The organism is Acidobacteriota bacterium, assembly GCA_016208495.1.
Taxonomy (GTDB): Bacteria; Acidobacteriota; Blastocatellia; order Chloracidobacteriales; family Chloracidobacteriaceae; genus JACQXX01.
Window position 1 is genome coordinate 1 of the sequence record JACQXX010000036.1, and the last position, 20262, is coordinate 20262.

At 51.6% G+C, this 20262-nt stretch carries 8 protein-coding genes; 1 reads left to right on the forward strand and 7 read right to left on the reverse strand.

The features are described from left to right. The 7 genes from HY774_06180 to HY774_06210 form a co-directional block, all read right to left on the reverse strand. Window positions 1–1679 (reverse strand): SMP-30/gluconolactonase/LRE family protein (locus HY774_06180; GenBank protein ID MBI4748057.1); only part of this gene is annotated, 1679 nt, incomplete at its 3' end. Window positions 1680–1850: 171 nt separating this feature from the next. Beyond that, the gene (locus tag HY774_06185; GenBank protein MBI4748058.1) at window positions 1851–3281 is read right to left on the reverse strand and encodes a hypothetical protein; all 1431 of its coding nucleotides are present in this window, start codon (window positions 3279–3281) and stop codon (window positions 1851–1853) included. A gap of 496 nt (window positions 3282–3777) precedes the next feature. Beyond that, complete coding sequence (locus tag HY774_06190; protein MBI4748059.1) at window positions 3778–5112, reverse strand: VWA domain-containing protein; 1335 nt, start codon at window positions 5110–5112, stop codon at window positions 3778–3780. A 520-nt stretch (window positions 5113–5632) separates the two neighbouring features. Further along, the gene (locus HY774_06195; protein MBI4748060.1) at window positions 5633–8890 is read right to left on the reverse strand and encodes an AAA family ATPase; all 3258 of its coding nucleotides are present in this window, start codon (window positions 8888–8890) and stop codon (window positions 5633–5635) included. A gap of 419 nt (window positions 8891–9309) precedes the next feature. After that, window positions 9310–10899: a replication initiator protein A gene (locus HY774_06200; GenBank protein ID MBI4748061.1), complete on the reverse strand. Its 1590-nt coding sequence runs from the start codon at window positions 10897–10899 to the stop codon at window positions 9310–9312. A 1039-nt stretch (window positions 10900–11938) separates the two neighbouring features. Then, a complete protein-coding gene (locus HY774_06205) occupies window positions 11939–12259 on the reverse strand; it encodes a hypothetical protein (GenBank protein ID MBI4748062.1) in 321 nt (106 codons plus the stop codon). Window positions 12260–13517: 1258 nt separating this feature from the next. Further along, window positions 13518–16898, reverse strand: a complete 3381-nt coding sequence (locus HY774_06210) for an AAA family ATPase (protein MBI4748063.1) — start codon at window positions 16896–16898, stop codon at window positions 13518–13520. An 811-nt stretch (window positions 16899–17709) separates the two neighbouring features. Between HY774_06210 and HY774_06215 the strand changes: the two genes are divergently transcribed. Continuing rightward, window positions 17710–19704, forward strand: coding sequence for an SDR family oxidoreductase (locus tag HY774_06215; protein MBI4748064.1), 1995 nt, complete (start codon window positions 17710–17712; stop codon window positions 19702–19704). Window positions 19705–20262: the final 558 nt, after the last annotated feature.

Here is a 20262-nt window from a genome sequence, read left to right on the forward strand (position 1 = left end):
ACTTTCCCCGTCGCCGCATCATCCGGCACCACCACCGTCAATTCCGTTGCCGTCGCTGCCGTCACTGTCGCCGGAGTCCGTCCCCCGGTTTCACGCGCAAAATCCACCGCGTTGTAGCCCGGTCCGCGTCCGTCAAACTGCCGGCCTTTGAGCTTGATCGTTTCCGCCTGGGCAGCCCGGTCCGGGGTGAAGTCCTCCACGACGGGTGGTCGCACCAGTTTCCGTAACACGTGATTTCCACTATCGGCCACCAGAATAGCGCTTGATGACAGGACCGCAACGCCCCGCGGTTGGGAAAATTGCGCTGTTTGGCCGGGGCCATCCGTGGTTCCACGCTCTCCCGTTCCAGCCAGGGTCGTCACCGCCAGGCTGTCCCCACGAACGGCGGCTTCTGGTAACACTTCCCGAATCAACGAGTTGGCCGTATCCGCCACGATCAACGTTCCAGTGGTATCCAGTGCCAGACCCGCTGGTTCGGCAAACCGGGCTTCAGCTCCGTTTCCATCGGAGAATCCACGCCCGCTCCCCGCCACCGTCAACAGGTTGCCTTCCGCATCCAGCCGCAGAATCCGTCCCTGGTCCGCCAGATACACCAGCACTGTCTCGCGTTCGATGACAATTCCCGCCAGTCCCCGGAGCTGAACCGGGTTTTCTCCGACACCATTTCCAGCGACGGTCGTCACCACCCCATCCAATCCAATTCGCCGGATGGATTCGTTTCCGGCATCCGCAATATAGAGTTGTCCGCTCGGATCAATCGCAATTCCCACCGGACGGTCAAACTGCGCTTCGTTTGATGGCCCGTCTTTCAATCCGGCAACACCGGTTCCGGCAATCGTCGTCACGGCCCCAAACGGGTCAATTTTCCGAATCCGATGGTTGCTGGTGTCCGCAACGTAGACATATCCTCCGGCGTCCACCGTCACGCCTTGTGGTTCATTGAATTGGGCTTCCGGGCCGGTTCCATCTGCAAACCCCGGTGTTCCGCTCCCCGCCATCGTTGTCACCCTCCCAAACGCATCCACTCTCCGAATTCGATGGTTTCCAGTGTCGGCGACATACACCGCTTCATCCGGCCCGACCGCCATTCCCGTCGGACGGTTGAACCGCGCTTCGCTGGCTTCGCCATCCGCAAAACCGGATTCTCCGGCCATTCCGGCAAAGGTGCTGACCGTCGTGCTGACCGTACCTGGCAACTGGGTCGGAACCACCGTGAGGCCGATTTCCACTTCCTGGACGTCATTTCCGGTCACGATCCGCATGGTCCGCGTCCCCAGACTCGCTTTTCCCTCAATCTGGATCTGCACTTGCATTAATTTCTTGGACACTACCTGCGCCGGTCCGGGCATTCCCGCTGGAGCACCACCCACTGAAATTTCGTTGCCCAGTGAAACTTGCGTTTTACCTTTCGCCCATTTGGTTTTCTTCCCGCGAACCGTCACCGTCACCGCCTGTCCCTGGGTGACTCGTCCTGGTTCAATCCCAACAATCGTCGCTCCTGGTTTCTCTTCCTGTTTCTTGCTGGTCGGTTTTGTGCTCCGCCGGGTTTCCGCCGCCAGAACCACCACCGGGAAAAGGGTTTGCAGGCCCATTCCCACCATCAACGACCAGATGAGCAGGTGACGGATGGACAATTCAAACCGGGTTTGTCGGCGCGAAGTGAATTGAGTACGAGTCATGGAAATCACCGGAATTGGATTTGGGAGTTGAAGTTCAGAGTTCAAGTTTTAGCTTGTTCTTCACCTTACCCCGCAATCAGTTTCAGTGGAACAAAAATATGAAAAAAATGCTTCCGAAATATTTTTGCAAGCTGAAGCCTGAACTCTGAACATAATTCATCGCCTGAAAGATTATGGCTCAACCTGCACTGACTGTGGACGGCTCGTTTTGCCTGGAATCACCGACAGAACTGCTTCCCAAAAAGCGTGGGCGACTTCGGGTTCGGCAATCATGTTGTGGGCGCCGGAAGTTGCATTCTCGATCTTCGAAATGTACTGGCTGGCTTCCAGGTTGTAGATTCTCCCAGGTTCAAACCGGTACAGTCGCGTCGCCGGCAACATAGGGCTGTTAACCGTAGCTGAATCAATGCCGTTGGCGCCCCACGACCCCAGCGCTCCGATTTCAGGTAAATTCGACTGGTCAGCCGGTGCAAAACAAACGTCGCCTTTCACCTTTGACGCCATCGGGTAGAGCGTCCCAACTGCCGAATCATATTTTGAACGCGTTGTAATCATCGGTCCTTTGATTTTTTGTTCGCGCACCACTGGATGAAAATACCCCGGACTGTTTGAGTAGGGAATGTCTTCGGCAAAAGACCAGTGCGACAACGCGCCTTGAACCAGAAACAGGCTGTCTACCGGCCTGACCAGATGTCCGGTGCCATTTGGACCAGATAACACTGACGAAGCAACGATACACCCAAAACTATGCCCCATCACGTGACAACGGGCTTCCGGCGCTGTCGTCAACAACTGGTTCAGAAAGGTAAATCCTCCGGATTGCCCAAACCTCCGGGCCCGGTCTTTCATTTTCCAGAATGACAGTTGCTGGAGCAAACTCACAATCCATCCCGGCGCCCGTGAAGCAAAACTGGTATCGGCGCCATAACTTGGAACCTGTGAGTCCAGTTCTGGAATATCCGAAGCTGGGACCTGGGCTTCGAGCAATTCAAAGAAGGAAAGCGGGTCAAACGGCATGTGGTCGCTTCCAGGAGCTGAACTCAAGCCTCCGCCAATCAACCCGGATTCCTGATACAGCACCTTGCAGGCAAACAATATCTCACGTGGAGGCTTTTCCCTTGAGTCACCGTGGGTTCGCTCATAGTCCAGGATGATTTCGAGCGCTTCGTTGGCCAGTTCCGTCGGCGTCAGGCAGGGGTAATAGTCAGCCGTGTGCTCGTCGGTTGTTCCGTGGCCAAATTCAACCGAATCAGTCGTTTCAGGTTGTCCAGCAAGCTGCTCGTTGCCCCAGGGCAAACTTGGCCAATGGAGCCCTACCAGCAGGGGGTTGAATTCTGGACAGGCCGTCCGCACCCGATCAATGTCAATTTCACAATCCGCCATCGCCTTGATCCAGCGGTTGTATTGATCAATCGCCGCCGGGATATCGCCTTTCCAGCCATGACTGATGACAAAAACATCGGTGACTGGTTTTTCAGCCAGGGTACTGAGCACAACTTCGCTCAATTTCCCGTGTTCATCATCGGTGCGCTCCTGACCATTTTCATCAAAACACACCAGATGATAGAGAATATCCGTTTCAGGAATCGTGACTTTCGGCATCGGAGGTCTCCCAGAGTGAGTGACGTTTAGAGTTCCGCCTTCAGGCGGTGCCGTAGATCGAAAGCATTTCTGTTCAAAGTTTTACCGCCTGAAAGCGGAACTCTGAACATTTTTTGGCCTGAAGAATCGGTTTTTTTCGCTTTAGAAGACAACGGTGAACAATTTTTTGAAAAACGTGAAAGGAACTCAGAGAAGACGTGAACTTGAATGCGTATTGGTACGGATCATAAGACGGTCTTCTCATCGAAATCAACAACTTTTTTTCACTTCAACTGGACTAAGTTTCCCACCTGCCACTGAATATTTTTCCAACTGGCAGGCAAGCTTTTTCGCGTTCTAAATCCGCTTGCTTAAAGTCAACAATTCATTTTTTATCAATATTTTACAAGTGAAATTACCTTCAAAAGAGTGAGAGCCTTCTCAAGTCTAATCCTCAATGAAAACAGCCAGGAAGACAGGTGTCTTCCTGGCTGTTTTTCCCCTCTTTAGGAACCAATCAGTTCCTCACAATCCCTTTGCTTCGGACAGCGGCCAGCCAGAGCGGGAATTCGTTGAGCAATCGGTCATAGAGTTCTTCATCTGAAATCCTGGCAATGTCGTTGAGGGCAAAAAACGAAGCGTTATCCACAATCCGGCCCGGCAGCGTATCAATGCGTTCCAAAGCGCCGAATTTGGCGTTTCCAATTCCGACAAATTGCCAGAAGATCGGATATTGTGCCGCGTTTGTAATGATTTCCTGGATTTCCTGGTTCTTTTTGACGCCTCCGTCACTGACAAAGACGATAAAGGCTGGGATCGGGCCCGGTTCTTCGACGACATATTTGTGAACGATGTCACGCATCACCAGCGGTTCATCATTGTGGCCGTAAATATCCCGGTCGGAGAGGGCTTCGCGGTTGACGTAGCCTTCGAAATTGTGGACCGTGGCCGGTGCCAGCCGTTTGAACCGATGGTCAAAACGCCAGACATCGAGGCTGCCGTCATCATCAAAGGAAAGCGCTACGGCCAGGATGCGCTCCACGACGTTTTGCACCGTCCCGTTTTTATACAACTGGGTCATGGAGCCAGTGATATCCATCGAAAGCCCAACTCTGGCTTTCACACCCGTCAGGTTTTTCCTGGCCAGTGTCACCTCGACTTTCTGCTTGAGAAGACTCACTTTTGGAGGAAGCGGCACGTGCGGCGTCAATGAAACAACTGGCGGTGGTGGAGCAACGACAACCGGTGCTGATGGTGGCGGAGCGCCTGCCGATGAGGTCGAGTGTTCCTGGTAATAGCGATCTACAAAGCCTTGTAATCCAGACCGATAGCCCTGGCCGACGGCCTGAAATCGCCAGTCTCCGTCTTTGCGGTACAGTTTGCCAAACTCCAGCGCGGTTTCCGTGCTCGAATCGTCACTGAGCGAAAAACGGGCCAGCTCGCGGTTTGTGTCTTCATCCACCACACGAATGAAGGCATCGCGGACCTGTCCGAAACTCTGGTTCTTTTCAAGCGCTCCATCAATCGTGACGACAAAAACCAGTTCGGTAATCGCCGGGTCAACTTTAGGAAGCTCAACCCGGATCACTTCGGCGTCTTCTGAAACGCCTCCCTGTCGGTTGTCACCTGAGTGAATGACAGATCCATCCCGTGACCGGAGATTGTTATAAAAAACAAAATATTCCTCGTGCGGGATTTTTCCATTGCTTCCCAGCATAAATACTGATGCATCAATATCATAGGGTGTACCAGACTGGCTTGTCTTCCAACCAAGCCCAACCAGCACCCGCTTTAATTGCGGCGCTTCTTTCGAGAGATTGACGCGACCACCTTTGGTCAAATGTACTGGCATGTTTAAACTCCTTTCAGGGTGAGGGCTGAGAAAACCAGGGCTCAGGGCTTGGGGCGGAAGACTCGCAAGCTCGGAGCAATCGAAGGGATGAGGGATGAAGGATGAGGGATGAAATAAAACCAATTCTTCAACCCATCGTCTTCAGCTTTCACATATAGATTTTTGATAGCGCTGCAGTGGGACGAGATCTTGTGTGAATTGGATTGAGCATCCCGAAGGGTTGCAGTTCGGATAGCCGGTTGGTTGCGAGGTTTTGGGAGCTACCACCGGGAAAAGTTGCTTCTCCACCTCCGCGCGAGCCGCGCCCGCAGGGCGCGGCTCGCGCGGAAAAAAGAATCGGCCACCGGATCCGGTGGTAGGCCCAAAGCGGCCAACCGACCGGCTATCCGAACTGCAACTCTTCGTGGTGCAAAACCAAAAACCGACACATGAAAGCTTAGGGCTGAAGACTTGGTTTTATTTCATCACTCATCCTTCATCCCTCATCCCTTGAATTGCTCCAAGCCCGCTGCCTTCCGCCCTATTCTAAATGTTCTTCGGCGCATTTGTACAAATACTGTTCGGTGGCCAGTCGGATGGCTTCGGCAAAGGGTCGGGCAGGTTCAGACTGACTTTGGCCAAGAAGGAACGCTTTTGGAAAAACACGCGATAAAAGTGGATCCGTGACCTTCCCCTCGTCAACCGAATAGATCCGCCGTTTTTCAGCCGCATCCAGTTTTTCAGGTAATTCAGCCCAGACAATCGGTTCATAGGCTGCCAGGCTGGCCGAACTGGTTTCAACCAGACAGCCAATCGTTTTGGTATTTTTTTCAAAAACATGCAAACCACTTTCAGCCAACATCAAAAGCCCGGCCTGTGAGCCATCGAGTTGGATCACCATTCCAGGTAAAACCTTCGGAGGATCTTTGAAAAACTCGTCCGGCTTTTCAACCACTGTGCTTTCAAGTGAAAGCGGTTCTTTGCTTTTTTCCTTGGGCTGGGAATATTGAATCAATTTCACCGCCCATTGATGGCGGGCAGCAACAGCCAGATACCACGAAACGAGTTCGCAGATGAACTCCGGGTTTTTTCCATAGACTGCGACAATCACGTGGTCGGGTTCTTCGAATGTCAGTGCGAACATATCAATCAGCAGCCTGGACCGCATTTCGGCAAGTTGTTCCAGTTCAAGCTGATATGGTTTCAGTTCCTTCAAATTGTGCTGGTAAAAATCAAGCAGGATCTGATTTTCAAGTGTCCGTGATTTTTCCTCCAGTTCCCCTCCCCGGATGGTCAATTGTTTTAAAATTGGAAGTCTGGCCAGCAACGCCCCAAGCGCTGGGGCATGTTTTTTCTTTTGTTGCTGCTGGATACTGCGTTCAACCCGGTATTTTTCATTCCTGAGGTTGGTAAAGGCAATGCTATGAGTAAGTTTCAGGACGTTGCGCACAAATTCGGAGCTGCGTTCGGCCAGGTCCCGCAAACGGCTTTCAGCCAGTCGAACGGCGCTGGCTTTGGTTGACCCATCTTCCCGTGGCTGAACCATCACTGAAAGCGTTTCTCCCGCAACCGAAACGGCTGCCCGGAGCGGAAGCGACTGGGCATACCGGTTGAGGGCGGCACTGAGCGGCACCAACAGTTCACGTTCCAGACACCGCTTGAGCGGGCGGGCGCCATACACGACATCATACCCTCTGGCTGCCAGAAAGTCGGGAACTTCCGGGCTGACATCCAGATGCAGATTGCGAAACTTGATCCCTTCACGACGCTGCATTAAATCAATTTCACGCCGGGCCACGGCCACGATAGTTTCGGGTGAAAGCGGCCCAAACGGAACGATGCGATCAATGCGGTTAAACATCTCTGGCCGAAGGTAGCTGCGCACCGCTTCGACAAAGTGCCGGACCACGGCTTCCGGCTGGCGATCATCGCCAAACCCGATGGTATTTCGACGATAGGATTCAGCGCCTAAATTCGAAGTCATAATCACCACGGCATTGCGAAAATCGGCCAACCTTCCGCTGGCATCGGTCAGGCGGCCTTCCCCGATCACCTGCAGCAGCAAATCGAAAAACATCGGGTGGGCTTTTTCAACTTCGTCAAACAAAATCACCGAAAAAGGCTGTTCGCGCACTTTGGCGGTCAGCAGTCCTTCAGCCAGCCCCAAACCGCCGATTAAGCGCAGGATTCCTGCCGGGGTGGCAAATTCACTCATATCAAAGCGGGTCATCCGGGTTCGATCACGAAACAGGAATTCCGCCAGCGCCTTGGCCATCTCAGTCTTTCCAACACCTGTCGGACCAACAAACAGAAATGATGAAAGGGGGCGATTGGGACGGGTTACACCAGCCTTAATGGCTGCCAGCAGGTCAACCACCAGATCCACGGCCTGGGGTTGCCCGATGACCTGTTGACTGAACCAGGAGTGAACGCTCTCTAAATCCAGCGGAATTGATTCGTCCAGCAAAAAGAGCGGCAGACCCGTTTCACGTGAAAACGTCTGGGTGACCTCCGTCGTGGTGAGGGTCGAACCTTCAACCGCATCCTGGATCAAATTCTTCAAAAAACGGAGCGGGCGCCCAGGGTAGGCCGAATACGTCGCATATCGGCGATGCAGCCGATCAAGAGTCTCAATCCCCAGGTCGTCAAGCACCACTTCGCGACCCGGGACCAAATCCGAAGCCACCCGGCGCAGGATTTTTTGACCAACCTCAAGGGATGGCTCTGAAATGTCAATTCGATGAAACACCTGAAGCAAATGCGGATCTTCGCGTTCGATCACAGTAATTTGCTCCGGAGTGCATTCCGCCACCACAAGCATATCACCCCGAGCGAGATACGAGCGGAAGAAACTGGCAATTCCCTGTTCGTTGCTGACGGATTTTCCGACCTCCATGAGTTCAACCAGGTTTCCCAAATGAAGCAGTGCTTTGGTGTGTGTAGCTTCTCTCCAGACATCAAGACAGCGCTCCTGCCACATCCCAAACCCGGTCATCCCAGCTACGAGCCTGGAGCCCGAAGTTGCCCAAAACGGAGTATGTCCAAGATTATATTTATTTCGAGTGCGAACCAGTTCGTGAAAAATGGCTGTCTTTCCTGTACCCGAGGCCCCAACCAGGAGGACACTGCGTTGAACACGTCCAGTTAATGCGGCGGCAAGCGATTCAACCAGCTCATCCACCTCGTAGGCAACCGAAAGAAAACCACTGTTGAGGTTGGTTGCGACCTGCTCAAGGACAGATTTCTTTTTTTCAGGATCGTCGTCCTTTTTGGACATCACCTGCTTTGGACGCAGTAACGTGATTTGTTGAGTCAGGTAACAGGTCTGGATTTCTTCAGCCTGCTGCAGAAGCAATAATTTATACAACGAGAGGTTAGATTCCGTTCGCAAAATATGCTGACGAATCTGTTTGAGGACTTCTTCGTTTAAATCTCCGGTTCCGCTGACAATGACCATCTCTTCAAGTTCTGGTAAATAAGCCAGTTGCGCGTCACCGTGCTGCCAGGTTACGCCAGAAAATTCCAGGTTGATCGGCTCCCGCCAAAACACGCCTTTTGGTGGATTCAGGTCGAGATTCCATTGACGCAATTCAATTGGATCGGAGAGCTGGCGCCGATGAACCGTTCCCAGTGGCAAATTTTCCAACACCTGAGCGATGTTTGCCGACAATGCGCCGTGGGCTTTTACAGGCTGATTTGTCAGGCACGAAAATTCTGGAAACAACAGCGCTTTCGAGAGATAGGTGTCATCGCCGAGCTTGAGAATAATTCCGAAAAATTTCCAGTCGAGGGTTGGCATGGTTTTAGGGTTCAGGGTTTGGGGTTTGAAAACCAGGGTTCAGGGTTCAGGGTTCAGGGTTCAGGGAAAAGACAAAAAAGATCAAAAGGACATAAAGGACTCAGGGTTCAGGGTTCAGGGTTCAGGGTTTTCGAAACCAGGAGGCCCTAAAATTTTGTTTTTGCCACCAGTGACCTTGACCGTGCGATACGCTTTCTCAGGATCAAAACTCCAAAACAACAAACCCAAAAATCTTTAAACCCCGAACCCCGAACCCTGGTTTTCAAACCCTGAACCCTGAACCCCGAACCCTGGTTTTCAAACCCTGAACCCTGAACCCTGCTTTCGGTTTATTTGCCTTTTAAGCGACGAAAAAGAGCCAGAGCACCCTGAGAGACCATGTAGCTCATAAAAATCGCTTAAATCGGCAATAAACGCGATTAACGGTCATTTCGCGAGCGGGATCGCTTCCCTGGTTGAGCCAGGATTTCATCTGCGAAGAATTTTGCCGCATTGCTGAGCAAAGTTTCACGCCGGGTGGTTGGGTCATACTTGTCAATTTGCCTGAGCAGAGTTCGTTTATCGGATTTTTCCAGAACTTCGCGCGCCCGTCGGCACCACTGCTCCTGATCCTCGGTGGAAAGGCGCTCCAGGACCTGATAAGCGGTTTCCTTGGCGGTTTCCTCCTTGGTCAGGACCGCAACCGGCGCGGGTTCGTCAAAGGGCAGCAGGCTGGATTTGCCCGATGAGGTTGGTTTCCCTGATTTCCCACCGGTTGTGATGGCAAGTTCGATGTACTGGCTGATGCCGGCCAGGTTTTGGACTTCAAAACCGGTTTTTTGGGCAGCAGTTTGAGCAAATTCGACCACGCGTTTGCCGTCGTCCACCGACAGGTTGTATTTGCTGATCCACCCCGACGCCAGCGAGATTTCCTTTGCGGTCGGTTTGCGTTTGAGGTCAAAAATTTTCAGGAAGTGTTTGACGAAGCGCTCGGGTTCGGCCAGCGTCAGATGCCGCTCCGCCGTGAATTCCGGCACGTCCAGTCCGGCATTGCCCACCAGCAACCCGGCCTGGCTGCCGAATAATTCGAGATCGTCGAGGTTGATCGTGATTTCGGAAGCTTCAGGTTGGGCTTGAAGGCGCTTTTTGCGGGCGATGAGCTTGTAGTCAGCCTCGTCGGCCTCGATCAGTTGCACCGAAAGCACGCCGTCCTGGATCGGAAGCCCTTCGAGTTCGCTGATCACGTTTTTGAGGGCCGTCACTCGAAGCGAAAGTTTCTGGTAGCGTTCTGACAACACGCCCATTTCCTCGAACAGCTCTTTGGTTCGGCGCTCGTACTGGTCAATTCGAAACAGCTTGGGTTCGATGAGTTTGTAGACCAGTTGCGAAATGCCACTGCGAAACCCCAGCAGCACTTTGGCCCGCGTCGGGAGCGAGTAATTCAGCCTGAGATTCATTTCGATTCGTTCGTCAAACACGACCCGGACGGTCTCGCGAACATTTTTTCCTTCGCCCCGGCTGATGAACTCCAAGGTTGATAAAATATTGAAAAGACTGATCTTAGACAGTGTATTGCGCTGATTTTTGTCGTAAAACGAGTTTTCCCAGGTGATGTTGACCTTCTTGAGCCGGGCGAGGGATTCGCGAATGGCCTTGCGCGAATTTGACCCGTAGGGCTTGCCCAGCACCTTGAGCAACTGGCGGATGGCAAAGGTCAAAACCCTGGGCTTGCCCTGCGACTCCCACAGGTAAATCAACCCGTACAGGGTTTTCTGGTCCTCGGTCGTGAGATTGCCAAGCACTTTGTCGGCGCTGAGTTCGACCCGGGCCACAAGCTGGCTGCCATTTGGGACTGAAATTTGTTTGACCAGCGTGCGGTCGTCGAGGACGGGAGTTCCCTTGGAAAGCTGCCAGATTGAGGGCCAGCGTTCGAGGTTGAGTTCCGAACGAATCAACGTTTCATTGGTCAGGTTTTGTTTTTTGGTGTTTTTGGGGTCTTCAAACAAGACCTCCTGGATTGAGTCCGTCATCAACCGATTCCTCCTCCGAAAGACCCAACCGGGGTCTGCGCTGCCCGAAACGAAAAATGTGTTGTGTGGAATGACCCGGCTATTGAACCACCATGGGTTTTGTTGAATCAAGCCAGGATAAGAACTTGTTTCGGAAATAAAAACAAAAAAAGAAAAAGAAAAAAGAATAAAAACACACACACACTAACACACACAAAAGCGCTTCGCGCGCGTGCTCGCGCGCATGCGCGTTGTGTGTGTTTATAGTCTTTAAAATAGTCTTATATAGTTAGAGGTTTTTTTCCACAGGATAACTTATTTATTTTCAATAGTTTACAAAAATCGTGGGTCCAGCAAATACCCCACTTGGGTCCAGCAAATACCCCACTTGGGTCCAGCAAATACCCCAGTGGGTCCAGCAAATACCCCACTTTTGGCCAAAAAATGGGCCTTCGGTACAGCAAATACCCCACATGGGTCCAGCAAATACCCCACATGGGTCCAGCAAATACCCCACTTTTGGCGATTTGGGTCCAGCAAATACCCCACATGGGTCCAGCAAATACCCCACATGGGTCCAGCAAATACCCCAGTTGAGTGAGGTATTGTCAGATTTGTGGGTCCAGCAAATACCCCACCTTTTTGGCCCTTCAAACGCCGATTTATTTTGAAATAAATACTGTTTTTTAGAAAATAAAAATAAAGCCTGGGTCCAGCAAATACCCCACTTTTTTGAGGCTGATAAAGCACTGATAAGCCATCTGGGTCCAGCAAATACCCCGGTTCTCTGAGGCTGATAAAACACAGGTACAGCGCCTGGGTCCAGCAAATACCCCACCTTTTTGAGACTGATAAAACACGGATGCGCCACGTGGGTCCAGCAAATACCCCACCTTTTAAAAGCCATTGAACCATCTGGGTCCAGCAAATACCCCACCCTCAATCGAGCTAAATATGGCTGATCTGTTGAGCCTTCACGCCTGTTTTTGACGAATTGAGAGAAATGGGGTCCAGCAAATACCCCACCTGACGTCAGATTATGAGTTATACCAGTTTGTAGTCAGTCGTCAGTCGTCAGTCGTTCGCTAAGTACAAGTCCCCATAAAAGGGGGATGAAATTCGACCACTCGCTGGCAGAAACATTGGTTTTCGCCCGGATGGGCGCTGGAAAATAGCCGGTGGCAAGTGTCGCTTTGGACACGCGGCCACCGGACAGAGCCGCCATCACGGGTTCGCGCCCGGATGGGCGCTGGAACAGGAGTCGTGAGCCAGAAGCCGAAAATTCGACGAAAAACGAGACCCGAACCAGCTTCCAGCGCCCATCCGGGCGCGAACCACGGCGGACCGACGCTCCGGTGGTGTGCCCAAAGCGGCAAACCACTGGCTATTGTCCGGCGCCCATCCGGGCGAAAGCCAATTCGGAGGAACCAAAATTCCATCCCCCATTTATGGGGACTTGTACTAAGTTTATTTGATTGAATTACTTGACTGTTTTCTAATCCGAAGACTCCATTGCAAGTTGGTATTATGAATTATGAATAGAATAACTGCTTTATCATCAATGAGATCAGGTTGTGTCATCTGAACTTGTTCATTGCCGATGCGGTTTTTTGCTTCAATTCAATCTGGGTCCAGCAAATACCCCACTTTAGAACTTGTTATACCATTTTGGAATGAAGTCCCCGCATGAGAAAATAGCCAAGTAGTTCAATCAAATGAAGTTAGTGGACTACTGACTACGATCTACTGACTACAAACTGGTATTCGTTCAGATTTGGGTCCAGTAAATACCCCACTCTTGAGCTCTCCAGTCCGGAAAATTCCTTTTCAACCAGGCAACAACGAAAATGAGTCTGCAGGTAAACTATTGAAAATAAAGATATATTTTGAGCCTGTACTTCTTTTCAATCAGATGCTCAGGGCGGTGAATACCTTCAATCCCGGCACCTTTTGAAGTGATTATGGGCCAAATCAACGAGCTTATGACCGCTGGATAGGGAAGCAGGGCTGAAGTTGCGGGAACTTGATAAAACCTTGAAGGTCTTATCTATAAGTTATTTTAAATCAACTGGTTATATTTAGTTCTGCTTCTGACTTTACCTGATTTAGACGAAAGCAGGTTCAAAAAATACCCGCCTGGGTCCAGCAAATACCCCACCCTCAAACAGTTCTGACATTCGAGGTGTTGCGAGTAAGTGTTCTAAACCTGGTAACTGTTGAAAATAAAAGTATTGAGATGTTTTTTAAAGAAAATCTCGGCCAATTTGATCCAGCCATTTTTTCACAAAAGCTCCGAGCTTTGGGCCACGCAAGCTTCAAAAAGAAAGGCCCTCAGTACACCAAATACCCCACGTGTGAGGCTGATTGAAAATTATTACCGACGGTGAAAAGTAAATGGAACTACGATATTTTACTGTTAGTTCGTTGCTTTTTCCTGAAGTAAAATCTCAAGTTCTGATTTGTCTCTTGCTGGTTTGTTCGTACAGCAAATACCCCAGGCTGGGGCAAAGTGACAACATGACAAGATGAGAGGGTGACAGGCATAAGCACCAGGAGAAGGAACTTTGAGCCTGTGTGAGGCAAGGAGACGGGGAGACCGAGGGACAGGATGATCATTCTCAATTCTTCATTCTGCCTCATCAGTTCTCAAGCTCGACTGGGAGCGGCAGCGACGACAGCACAAAGGTATTGAGATCTGCCGATGAGGGAAACTCAACTGAAAGCAATTCAGACCGCAAATCGAGTGTACGGCCAGTGTGTTCATAGACCCGCACGATTGGCAGGAGCTTGAGCGGTGATGATTCTGGCAGGTCATCTGACTGGTGGCTGGCAAGGCGGCTGAGTGCTTCATTCCAGTTGCTGGCAAACTCAAGCAATACTGACAGTCCCGATTGGGTTGGACCAACTGGGAGGACTCTCAGTTGGATTGGGATAAATAGACTGGAAGTAGCATAAACCAGATGGGTTCCGGCTTCATTCTGAAGAAGCTGGTAGGCCAGAGCACCAGACATTTCGAGGCACACGGCTGAAAATCCAAGCGTCCGTGGCAACGTGACGGTCGAAACTGTCAGCCCCTGATCGTCAGCAGCCCACTGGCGGTAGAGATTAGCCAGCCTTCCCTTCCAATCTGCAATGCCTGGGTATTCATTGAGTGTGTAAAACAAAGCGAGAGCCCCGGTTGTCTCCTTGTTTTTGAGTGAGTGGGCCAGGGTTTCAAGCAAGGCTGTTTCCCGCACAATGTCGGCGACATAATCGGTTGGAGACTGACCGATGCTTACACCTTCGGTTGCAAATTCCTGGAGATAGAGGTGAACATCACTGGCGGCAACAAACTCTTGTGCGAGCTGACTTAACCCTGCCGAGCGATGGCTGAGATGGCGCTGGACCAGGTGTCGTTTGGAAACCCGCGAAACCTTTGTCCATTGGGTTGCGTGAGGTGATGTCTTTTTCGCCTCTAACCGCGTACTTCCCCGTTCAATCATGCGCTGAACCCGTTGCAGGTGCTCGCGAACCAGAAAATACCGTTCGTGCGCTGGATCCAGTGCATCCAGTGAAACCTGGCCAGTTGGGCGCAACACACTGATTTCTTGTTCAATCCGATGAACTATCCGCTCTGTTTGTTTCAGAATGTCTTTGGCTGGGCTGACAGCCAGCACCAGTGACAGGGATGAACTCTGTTTGACTGGTTCAATCGCCTGAACAATGACACCAAAACCTTCAGGCTGGGGCAGCACGCTGATCAAGGTCAGCGATTCAAGCGGGAGTGCCGCCAGCCGAGCCGCCACAGGTTGAATGAGATTGCGTTCGAGTGACCGCTTGAGTGCGCGGGCGCCGAGCTGGGGATGGTATCCAAGCGAAATAATGGCTTCCATCGCCCGTGGATCAACATACAACGTGGCTTTTCGGCGTAGAAGTCCTTCACGATGAAGAATTTCCCCAAATAATCCCTGGGCAATCCGCTCGATTTCGGGTCGGGAGAGGCGTTCAAACGGGATAATCCGGTCCAACCGGTTGAAGAATTCAGGTTTGAAGAATTTCTGAGCGGCGGTGAGGTAGGCGGCTGTTTCGTGACTGCCATCGGTGTGAAATCCAAGGGTCGTCTGGGCCTCCCTCACGCCCAGGTTCGAGGTTAAAACCAGAATGGCGTTTGAAAAATCGGCGGTTCGCCCGAGGGCATCGGTCAATCGTCCATCCCCCATGACCTGGAGCAACAAATTGAACATATCCGGATGGGCTTTTTCGATTTCATCCAGTAGCACGACCGCAAATGGCTGGCGGCGAATGGCGCTGGTCAGGAGCCCTTCAGGCTGGTCAAATGTTCCAATCAGTCGGGATACCGCTGCTGGGGTGAGATATTCGTTCATGTCAAAGCGCAGCAGTTTGTCTTCGTGACCAAACAAATACCGGGCAATTGTTTTGGCACAATGGGTCTTCCCTACCCCGGTTGGACCGAGGAACAACATGGCCGCCAGTGGTCGGGTGGGGTCGCTCAATCTGGCTTTGGCAACTGAAACCACATCCGCCACCGCCGTGATCGCCACTTCCTGACCAATCACGAGTTGCCGCAAGGTGTCAAAAATGTCTTTGCGGTCCAGTTTGACTTCATCGTCCAGGTACGCCAGCGACAATCCGCTGCTGGCCTGGAATTCACGCAATACCGCCTGACGGTTGATAAAGTGGCCGGTATGTTTGACCGCCAGTTGGCGCAAAAAACCGGCAGCTTTGCCAGGAAAGACGGCTTCTTTGACAAACCGGCGCTGGAGGTCAATCACAACTGGCAGTGAATCAAGTGAAAAGGTGCACTGGTGGCGGAGTTCAAACTGACGCTTGCAATCAATCAGAACTTCGAGTGTTTCGTCCGCATTGGTTGGTTCAACAAACAGTGGGTGAAAGAGGTCGGCGAACGACCGATCTTTTTCACGCAACACTCGAAGGGATTCGGGCGTGATTTCACCCAGGATTCGCACGTCCCGGCGTTCGATATAGGGCTTGAGGACATCGGCCACCGACAGGCTGGAACTGCTTGATTGACCAGCCATAAACAAACCGAGCAGATCGTCAAAATAGAGGACCAGTTTGAGCCGCCTGGCTTCTTTCAGAATAGCAATCAAGCGGTCTTCCCATTGGCCAACATATGCCATGCCCGAAATCAATCGCTGTGGAGACAGGAGCCAGACCTGACCGCGAAATTGTTCTTCTTCAGTTGTGGCCAGCGGACGTTGCGTGCGTTGGAGTTCGCTTCGATACACCAGTTCCTGGATGATGGTGGTTTTTCCAACCATGCGTGGACCGACCACCACCACAGGGCGCTGGTCTTCTTCGGCCAGAAGTTTTGAAAGTTCAGTTACTTCGCGTTCGCGCCTGATTGCCCGATCAAGTTCGTCGGGATAGAGCCGATTGAGCAGCCGTCCGACTTTGTGGAGTTCCCGATATCCGCTCGTTACCCGCTGGGCGCCGAGCATCGCAAACAATGAGACTGGCTCTGGTTTCACCACATCTGGGACGTTGACAAAGACTTCGACCGAGGTCACCCAGACTTTTCCTTCAAGGCTATAGCTGGCCGGTTCGGTAAAGCTGTCGCTCTCATCCTTGAATTGCTTGCGAAAGTAGGCGGCAAGTGTGTCTTTGGCGCGGTCAAAAAGTGATTCACCCCGTTCAATATCAAACCAAACGTCAGGCAATTTCGGCGAAAAGGCAATCCGGCGATCAAAGGCTTCAAAGACCACGATGAGTAGCCGGCAGGTGTGGGTTTTCTTGGCCAGTTCAAAGGAAAATTTCCAGACGTATTCTTCCAATGGTGGATGAAACGTCAGTTGGGCGAGTTCATCCCGATCAGGTGTGCGTGCCAGTTCGCGGAGTTTTTGCCCTAGTGCAAAGGAAAATTTATCCAGCGCCGATTGCAGACTGGCATGTGAAATCACTGGCTCGCTGAAAAATAGTGGTTGAACTTGATAGAGAAAGCCTCTGGCTTTTCCAGTCTGCTTTTGTTCGTTCACGTAAACGGGGATGGTGAATTTCATGAGTGAGTGAAGAGCAAAAAAGCGAGATAGTGAGTAGCGAGGTAGCGAGTAGCCAACCCAACTACGTAAACCAGCAGACTCAGCCGCGCTTAGGGAGCGTAAAAAAACAACTTCTTGTTTTCGTTTGGGAATCAGGCATTTGGATTGAGCATCCTGAAAGGCTGCCGTTCGGATAGCCGGTGGTTGCGAGGCTTTGGGAGCTACCACCGGGACCGATTTGTTTCCCCAGTCTACCTCTCCCCGCTTCGCCCGCGCCCCGCAGGGGCGCGGGCGAAGCGGGGAGAAACAAGAGGAATGGCCATTGGATCCGGTGGTAGGCCCAAAGCGGCCAACCGACCGGCTATCCGAACTGCAACGCTTCGCGGTGCAAAACCAAAGCCTGGGCGTGACAGAACACCCACGCCCTCAGGAACTTATTTTTTAACGCTCCCTTACTTTTACTGCCGGGTGCCGACCAAAGCCCCAAAAAGTACACTGAAAAAGAGCTTTCAGGCAACAAGTCGGAAGTTTCTGTTAAGGAAAAAAGGACTGAGTTTAAGCCTTTGCCGGGTTATTTGCTGGTAAAGTGAAACAGAAGAATGGTTGAAAACTTGCTTGTTTAAAAGACAACCCTTTAGAAATTAAGGAGATAGTCTGTTCATAATTCATAATTCATCATTCATAATTTCTAAAAACTGGTCAAAGGTGCGGTGGCGATGGTAGGCTATTGAAAGAATCAAACACAACCTGCCCTCCTTCCCCTGGAGTCCTGGGTTGCCCCACAAAAGTCCTTATCTGGCACTCATCTCAACATCTGGATGGATCAAATTTTATGAACTACTTCGTCACCGGCGGCACGGGGTTCATCGGTAAATTTCTGGTCGAACGTCTTGCACGGCGCAAGGACGCCACCATTTATGTCCTGGTGCGCGAGTCGTCGCAGGATAAGTTTGAATTTCTGCAGGAACGCATTGGTGAAAACGGCAAAAAACTGGTTCCGATTTTCGGTGATATCACCAAACCGGGTGTGATCTCCCCGGCAAATTTAAAGAAGCTCAAGGGAAAGATTGATCACGTGTTCCATCTGGCGGCTATTTATGACATGGATTTAGACGAAGAAACCGCCGAAGCCTTCAATGTCGAAGGAACACGCAACGTCGTGAAACTGGTCAATAAACTGGGTGGGGATGTTCGGTTGCACCATACCAGTTCGGTGGCGATTGCCGGTTCCGACTTTGCCGGGCAATTTACGGAAGACATGTTTGACGAAGGCCAGACGTTGACGCATCCCTATCACCGGACCAAGTTTGAATCCGAACAAATTGTGCGCGAGGAATCAACCGTTCCGTTTCGCATCTACCGACCCGGCGTGGTCATTGGGTCAAGTGTGACGGGCGAGATTGATAAAATTGACGGGCCGTATTATTTCTTCAAGACGCTCCAGAAAATCAGCTACAAGATTCCGAAATGGCTGCCGTTGCTTGGAATTCACGGCGGAAAAGTTCCGATTGTCCCGGTTGATTATGTCGCCAATGCAATGGATGCAATTGCCCATAAACCAAATCTGGACGGAAAAGCCTTTTTCCTGTTACAGGCCAATTCACCGTCAGTGGGTGAACTGATTGAAACCATTCTGGCGGCGGCTCACGGTCCAGGCTTTGCCCACAAACTTGAATTGCCCTGGTTGAATGCTCCGTTGCGAACTGCGACAGAATCCATTGATCGTGTGATGCCAGACCGAATCAAGAAACAAATTGCGAAAGCCATTGGGGCACCGGTTTCAACTCTGAGTTTTTCGTTTGTGACCACGGTTTTTAGTGACCGCAACACTCGGGCGGCGCTCAAAGGCACCGGCATTCGATGTCCAAATCTGGTTGATTATGCCCCGGTCATCTGGCAGTTTTGGGAGCAATACCTTGATTATGACTACACTGTTCCAGTGAAACTGGTCCGTAAACTGACCGGGAAAGTGGTGCTCATTACTGGAGCGTCGAGTGGAATCGGTTTTTCCACCGCCAAAAAACTGGCGGCGACTGGCGCCAAAGTGCTGCTGGTGGCCCGCACGCGTGAAAAACTTGAGGAAACCCAACGCATTATTGAGAATGCTGGCGGCGAAGCCTATGTCTACCCCTGTGATCTCAATGATTTAGAAGCGATTGACAAAATGGCGGCGGATGTGTTGAGTGATTTCGGCGCCGTGGATGTCTTGATCAATAATGCCGGACGTTCGATCCGACGGGCGGTGGATGAATCCTATGATCGCTTCCACGACTTTCAACGCACGATGCAGCTTAACTACTTTGGTGCCGTGCGGTTGATTATGGCGTTGCTTCCCAGCATGCAACAGAACCGAAGCGGCCAGATCATCAACATCAGTTCAATCGGCGTGCAACTCAACGCGGCTCGTTTTTCGGCCTATGTGGCAAGTAAAGCCGCGCTTGATGCCTTCAGTCGGTGTCTTTCAGCGGAGGTCAGGGATTACAATATCCATATCACCGCCATTTATATGCCGCTGGTTCGGACGCCAATGATCGCACCGACAAAAATTTACAGCTACGTGCCCACCTGGTCACCGGAAGACGCGGCCAACACAGTCATCAAGGCCATTGTGGACCGTCCCAAGAGCATTGCGACGCCGATGGGAACGGCGGCGGCGGTCAGCTATGCCCTCTGGCCCAAAGTCAATGACTACATTCTTTCAAAGGGCTTCCAGTTATTCCCCTCCTCGGCGGCGGCCAAAGGCCAGAAAGGGAAAGAGGGGCCATCTCCAAAACCAACGCTGGAACAGGTCATCTTTGCCAATGTCTTCAAGGGTGAACACTGGTAATACCATTTAGGGCTGGGGGAAACACAAGTTTATCAACAATTTAGCCTTTTGCTCATGCGATAGGATATTGGTAATGCCAGTTAAGAGTTTAAGCAGTTTTTGGGTCTCAGCCCAGGAACTGGGCGAAAGAGTTAAAGCCTCGGGTGGAGCGTAGCGGAATCCGTGGAAAACAGAATCGGTGGCGATAAATTCCGCCGCCGCCCAGGCCACGCTGACCGGTGATGGACGCCACGGATTCCATTCGCTGATGCTCATTCCACCCGAGGCTTGAAGACTGTCACCCGCTTCGCGGATTCAAAACCGCTCTTTTTCAACTCTTAAGTACCTTGTCATAAGTTTACTGAAAGATTGGGATTTGGTAAGGGACTGTAAAAAATCAACTTCCCGTTTTCGTTTGGGAATCAGGCATTTGGATTGAGCATCCTGAAAGGCTGCAGTTCGGATAGCCGGTGGTTGCGAGGCTTTGTGAGCTACCACCGGGAACAGGTTCGTTCTCTCCAGTGCTCCCCCGCTTCGCGGTGCAAGACCAAAACCTGGATGTGGCAGAACACGCCCCAG

Bases quoted from the DNA above. Each gene is read 5' to 3' on its own strand.
- HY774_06215 (MBI4748064.1), top strand. From the start codon at position 17,710: ATGAACTACTTCGTCACCGGCGGCACGGGGTTCATCGGTAAATTTCTG.
- HY774_06195 (MBI4748060.1), bottom strand. From the start codon at position 8,890: ATGCCAACCCTCGACTGGAAATTTTTCGGAATTATTCTCAAGCTCGGC.
- HY774_06200 (MBI4748061.1), bottom strand. From the start codon at position 10,899: ATGACGGACTCAATCCAGGAGGTCTTGTTTGAAGACCCCAAAAACACC.
- HY774_06185 (MBI4748058.1), bottom strand. From the start codon at position 3,281: ATGCCGAAAGTCACGATTCCTGAAACGGATATTCTCTATCATCTGGTG.
- HY774_06210 (MBI4748063.1), bottom strand. From the start codon at position 16,898: ATGAAATTCACCATCCCCGTTTACGTGAACGAACAAAAGCAGACTGGA.
- HY774_06190 (MBI4748059.1), bottom strand. From the start codon at position 5,112: ATGCCAGTACATTTGACCAAAGGTGGTCGCGTCAATCTCTCGAAAGAA.